The 5,286-nt window shown below is 74.2% G+C and carries 6 protein-coding genes; 3 read left to right on the forward strand and 3 right to left on the reverse strand.

The features are described 5' to 3' along the window. The 3 genes from CWIS_RS04240 to CWIS_RS04250 all read left to right on the forward strand — a co-directional run. Positions 1 to 457 (forward strand): asparaginase (locus tag CWIS_RS04240; protein ID WP_048342008.1); only part of this gene is annotated, 457 nt, incomplete at its 5' end. After that, entirely contained in the window at positions 454 to 897 is a 444-nt protein-coding gene (gene dtd / locus CWIS_RS04245) for a D-aminoacyl-tRNA deacylase (protein ID WP_048342009.1), read from the forward strand. The genes CWIS_RS04240 and dtd, both read left to right, overlap by 4 nt. Positions 898 to 1,789: 892 nt before the next feature. Further along, positions 1,790 to 2,338, forward strand: coding sequence for an O-acetyl-ADP-ribose deacetylase (locus tag CWIS_RS04250; RefSeq protein ID WP_048342010.1), 549 nt, complete (start codon positions 1,790 to 1,792; stop codon positions 2,336 to 2,338). 191 nt (positions 2,339 to 2,529) lie between these two features. Here the strand turns inward: CWIS_RS04250 and CWIS_RS04255 are convergent, their stop codons facing one another. The 3 genes from CWIS_RS04255 to CWIS_RS04265 form a co-directional block, all read right to left on the reverse strand. Then, positions 2,530 to 3,126 (reverse strand): alpha/beta family hydrolase, encoded by a 597-nt coding sequence (locus tag CWIS_RS04255; RefSeq protein ID WP_048342011.1) that lies wholly within the window; start codon positions 3,124 to 3,126, stop codon positions 2,530 to 2,532. Positions 3,127 to 3,618: 492 nt separating this feature from the next. Next, positions 3,619 to 4,557: a Cof-type HAD-IIB family hydrolase gene (locus CWIS_RS04260; RefSeq protein WP_369796478.1), complete on the reverse strand. Its 939-nt coding sequence runs from the start codon at positions 4,555 to 4,557 to the stop codon at positions 3,619 to 3,621. An 11-nt stretch (positions 4,558 to 4,568) separates the two neighbouring features. Continuing rightward, positions 4,569 to 5,286, reverse strand: a 718-nt coding sequence (locus tag CWIS_RS04265; RefSeq protein ID WP_048342012.1) for a vancomycin high temperature exclusion protein, incomplete at its 5' end; no start/stop codon positions are given.

The raw sequence follows: 5,286 nt of genomic DNA on the forward strand, positions 1-5,286 counted from the left end.
CGAGCTCACGGGTGTGCCGGTCGAGCACACCACCGTCGACGGCTGCGGCGCCGCCCTGTTCTCGACGACGCTCGTCGGCCTCGCGCGCTCGTTCGGCCACCTCGGCCGGGCACCGCACGACTCCGGGCACGCGGGCACTCCCGAGGGACGCGTGGCGCGGGCCATGAGCACGCACCCGTGGCTCGTCGCCGGGACCGGGCGCGACGCGACACGGTTCATGCAGGCCGTCCCGGGGCTCGTCGCGAAGGACGGCGCCGACGGCGTGTACGCCGCGGGACTGCCCGACGGCGGGGCGGTCGCGATCAAGATCGCCGACGGCTCCGCGCGGCCCCGCGCCGCGGTACTCGCCGCCGCGCTTGCGGTGGCGGGGGTGGACCCCGCGCTCGTCGCGCCGATCGGGGCGACCGCCGTGCTCGGCCACGGCGAGGCCGTCGGCTCCGTGGAGCCCTGCCTGTGAGGGCTGTCGTGCAGCGGGTGACGCGCGCGTCGGTCACCGTCGACGGCGCCGTCGTCGGGGCGATCGACCGGCCGGGGCTCGTGGTGCTCGTCGGGGTGACGCCCGGTGACGGTGCCGCGCAGGTCGAGCTGATCGCGCGGAAGGTCGCCGAGCTGCGGATCCTGCGCGACGAGCAGTCGGCCGCCGACGTCGGCGCGCCCGTGCTCGTCGTCAGCCAGTTCACGCTGTACGCCGACACCCGCAAGGGCCGTCGGCCGACCTGGAACTCGGCCGCGCCCGGACCGATCGCCGAGCCGCTCGTCGACGCGGTCGTCGCTGCCCTGCGCGCCCGCGGGCTCGAGGTGGCCACCGGGGTGTTCGGCGCCGACATGGCGGTCGAGCTCGTCAACGACGGCCCGGTGACGATCCTGCTCGAGTCGGTTCCGGAGCCGGCCCCGTAGCGTCCGCGGCAGCACGGCCGCGTCGTTCCCACGGCAGCACGGAGAAGGCCCCTCGGAGTAAGCGTCCGAGGGGCCTTCTCGTGCGATCCCAGGCCGTCGGCCTTCCGGGCGGACCCGGTCGACCGTGTCGACACCCGCGAACCATGCGGTGCACCGACCTTGCGGTCCGTGCCTCGTGCGGTCCGTGTGCCATCAGCCTCGCGAGCTGCTCCGTCCACGCGCCTTGCGGTGCGTGATCCGTGCGGTCCACGCGCCTTGCGGTGCGTCGACCTCGCTGCTCTCGAGCCTGCCGGCTCCGAGCCCGGGGGCCCGGTGGTGCGACGGCGCCGCTCTGACGGTGCGGCTCCGACCCGACACCCGACGTTCCGGCGAACCGGGCCGCCGCGGGCGGGGGACTGCGATCAGCCTTCCGGTCCGGAGCAACCCTCGCGGCGTCATCCGCGAGCCTTCGGGTCTCCCCGTCGGTGTGGTCGCCCGTTCTCCGGTCGGCCCGACCTCGTCGTCCCGAGCCCGTCAGGTCCGTCCCCCGAGGGGGCCTTCTCCTGTCGGTTCCCGATCCGTCGAGGCCGATGTGAGATGTCTAGTCCTGCCGCAACGGGCCCGCAAGAGGCTCTGGGAGATTTCTTTATCCACACTTTGCTCCACACCGATATGCACAGGCCGACCTGCATGAACACGGGCTGAACACAGGCCTGTGGATCAAAGTTGTGGACAGTTCGCGTGTCGTTCACCCGGACGGGCGCTGCAGCGACTTAGCCTGGACACCGGCGAAGGCCCCTCGGAAGTAAGCGTCCGAGGGGCCTTGTCGCGTCTGCGGCCCCGCGACCGGCATCACAGCCTCGGTGGGACCGTTGACCGGTGCACATCGGGCCGATTCGGTGACGATGGGGACATGCGGATCGAGACGGTGCTGGGCGACATCACGAAGCAGGACGTCGACGTCGTGGTCAACGCGGCGAACTCCTCGCTCCTCGGTGGCGGGGGCGTCGACGGGGCGATCCACGCCGCGGCCGGCCCGCGGCTGCTGGACGCCTGCCGCGAGCTGCGCGCCGACCGGTTGCCCGACGGGCTCCCGGTGGGGCACGCCGTGGCCACCGACGGCTTCGGCCTTCCCGCGCGGTGGGTGGTGCACACGGTCGGACCCAACTGGCACGCCGGCGAGCGCGACACCCCCGCCCTCGCGGCCTGTTTCCTGGCCTCGCTCGAGGTCGCCGTGGACGTCGGCGCGCACAGCATCGCGTTCCCCGCGATCAGCGCGGGTGCGTACGGGTGGGACGTCGAGGAGGTCGCGGACGTGGCGGTGCACTCCGTGCGGGCGTGGCAGGCGGGCACCGACCAGGATCGCGGCACCGACGGTCGGCCTCACGGCATCGCCCTGGTGCGCTTCGTGCTGTCCTCCCCCCAGGCGCTCGCCGCCTTCGACCGCGCCCTGGCAGCCTGACCCACCCGTTCACCGGCCTCGCCTCGCCCGGCACCAGGTGCCCGGCACTAGGTGCCCGACTCCTCGCCTTCAGCGGTCGAGCTCGGCAGTCGGGCGCGAGCTCGGCAGTCCAGACGCACGAGCTCGCCCTTGACTGCCGAGCTCGTCGGACGCGCTCGTCGGACGCTCTCGGCGGGTGAGCCGGCTGCGGGTCAGGCGGGCGAGCGGCCGAACCAGTCCAGGACGGCGGCGACCACGGGTGGGTCCGCGGGGCTGTGGTCGCCGGGGACCGTGACGAGGCGCAGGGGTCCGGGGATCGCGGCGAGGTGGTGCGCGAGCTCGTCGGGCGTGCCGAACGGGTCGCGCTGACCGCTCACGGCGAGAGTGGGGACGTCCACGTCCGGGAGGTGCTCGATGCGCAGCGTGTCCGGCTTGCCGGGCGGGTGCAGGGGGTAGGAGAGCAGCAGCAACCCGGCGGCGGGCTGTCCCTGCGCGACGGCCATCGAGGCCATCCGCCCGCCGAACGACCGCCCGCCGAGCACGAGCCGTCCCGGCTCGACGCCGAGCTCGGCCGCCCACGCGTCCGCGCGCTCGCGCAGGTAGGGGATCGCAGCCTCGGCGCGCTCCGGCCCGGGGTTGCCGCGCTCGCGGTTGGCGAAATGCATCCGGAGCACGGGCAGCGGCGCGAGTGCCGCCTCGAGCGCGACGAGCGTGTGGTGGTCCCGGTCCGCGCTCGCGCCGGGAGTGAGCAGCACCCCGGCGACGTCCTGCGGATCGACGAGCCGCCCGCCCCGGCCCGCCGGAGCCACATCACCACCGCCAGCCACATCACCACCGCCAGCCACCCCGCGACCCCCAGCCACCCCGCGACCCCCAGCCATCCCGCGACCCCCCATCACCCGCGACCCCAATCACCCCGCGACCCACACAGTGACCCCGCTACCCCGGTCACATCGCCACCCTAGGGGCCGCCCCACCCTGCGACCCAGCGCTTGCTCCGGCTCAACCCCTCCGGAGCCGGAGCGTTCGCTGCCTCGTCGCGCGACCCAGTGTCTGCTCCGGCTCAACCGCTCCGGGGCCGGAGTGTCCGCTGGTTGGCGTGACCCAGTGTCTGCTCAGGCTCAGCTGCTCCTAGGCCGGAGTGTTCGCGGGTTCGCGTGACCCTGTGTCTGCTCCGGCTCAGCGCTCTGGGCCGGAGTGTCCGCTGGGTCGTTGCGTGACGCTGTGTCTGCTCCGGCCGACGGGGTGGATTCCCGGAGCAGCCGCTGGTTCGGGGTGAGTGGCGGTCGCGTGGGGCGGGGTCAGGGGAGGGAGAAGGCGGCTCGGAGGGTGCGGACGACGCCGTCGTCGTTGTTGGACGGGGCGATGAAGCGCGCGATCGCGCGGACGTCGGGGTGCGCGTTCGCCATGGCGAAGGACCAGTCGGCGGCCTCGAGCATGCCGACGTCGTTGAAGTAGTCGCCGAACGCCATGGTCTGCGCCGACGAGATCCCGAGCTCGGCCTGCAGCCAGCGCAGCGCGTGGCCCTTGTCGGCGTCGGGGCCCATGACGTCGACCCAGTGGGTCCCGGACACCAGCACGCGGTCCGGTCCGTCGAGCGGTGCGAGCAGAGGACCCGCGCCGAGCTCGGCCGGGCCGAAGTCGAAGACCGCCACCTTGAGCACCTCGTCGTCGACGGCGTCCAGGTCGTCGACGTGCTGCAGGAGGCGGTAGTACGGGCGCACGTGCTGGAGGAACGCCTCGTCGGTGCGCTCGACGTACGCGGACCGGACGCCGCACAGCACGGTGCCGAGGTCGGCGCCGTCGCGCACCGCCCCGCGCACGAGGTCCACCGCCCGGCGCGCGCTCGCCCGGGCCAGCCCGGCGACCGCGACCGGCTCGCCCCGCCGCACGACGATCGCGCCGTTCTCCGCCACGTAGGTCAGGTCGTCGCGCCCGAACTGCTCGCGCAGCGTCGCGTACTGCCGACCGGAGGCGGGGCACACGACGACCCCGCGGGCGACGAGCGCGTCGAGCACCGGCCAGAACCCGTCGGGGATCTGCTTGGCGTCGTCGAGCAGCGACCCGTCCATGTCGAGCGCGACGAGCCGTACGCCGCTCGCGTCGAGCCTGGTGGCGAGGTCGGCCAGGAGCTGGTCGGTGTCGCGCCGCTCGACGGCGGGCTCGGCGGGCTCGGCGGGGGTCGGCTCAGGGGTCGGGTCAGGCGTCTGGTCAGGGGAGGCGGAGGTTGTCGCGGGCACACCCGATCGTCTCAGGAGTCGCGCAGGGCGTCCTGCACGCCCGTCTCCGCAGGGCCCAGGTAGACCGGGTCACGCCCCGTGAGGCCGTCCCACCACGCCTTGTACGAGGCCGGGACCTCGCGCAGCCGCCACTGGGTGAGCTGCTCGGGCCGCACGCTCGCCGACGAGACGCCGATGCCCTGCGTGTCGATCCCGGCGGCCGAGCATGAGAAGACCGCGCGCCGCACGTGGTAGTCCTGCGTAAGCACGACAGCCGCGTCCACGCCGAACACGCGGTGCGCACGAACGCACGTGTCGTGCGTGTCGAAGCCCGCGTAGTCGAGCACGACCGCACCCGTCGGGACGCCCGCCGCGACGAGGTAGTCGTGCATGGCTGTCGGCTCGTCGTGGCCGATCGAGCCGCTGTCGCCGCTGACGAGGATCACCTGGACCTTGCCCGACTCGTACAGCGTCTGCGCTGCGTCGAGCCGGCGGCGCAGGTACGTCGACGGCGAGCCGTCGGGCCGCAGCCCGGCGCCGAACACGAGCGCGACGGGTGCGTCCTGGACGGTCGCCTGCGTGCGGAGCCGCGCCTGGCCCGCGCCCTGCACCCACGCGAGCGGTACGAGCAGGAGCACGACGAGCGCCGCGGCGATGCCGAGCCGACGGCGCCAGCGGCGGCGCGCGCGGCGTGGGACCGCGGCGGGGGTCGCCGGCGGCGTGCCCTCGTCGGTCCGCGCGTCGGCGTCG

The organism is Cellulomonas sp. A375-1 (assembly GCF_001040865.1).
Lineage (GTDB): Bacteria > Actinomycetota > Actinomycetes > Actinomycetales > Cellulomonadaceae > Cellulomonas > Cellulomonas gelida.

Coding starts and splice junctions, on each gene's coding strand:
- CWIS_RS04250 (WP_048342010.1), top strand. CDS start 1,790: ATGCGGATCGAGACGGTGCTGGGCGACATCACGAAGCAGGACGTCGAC.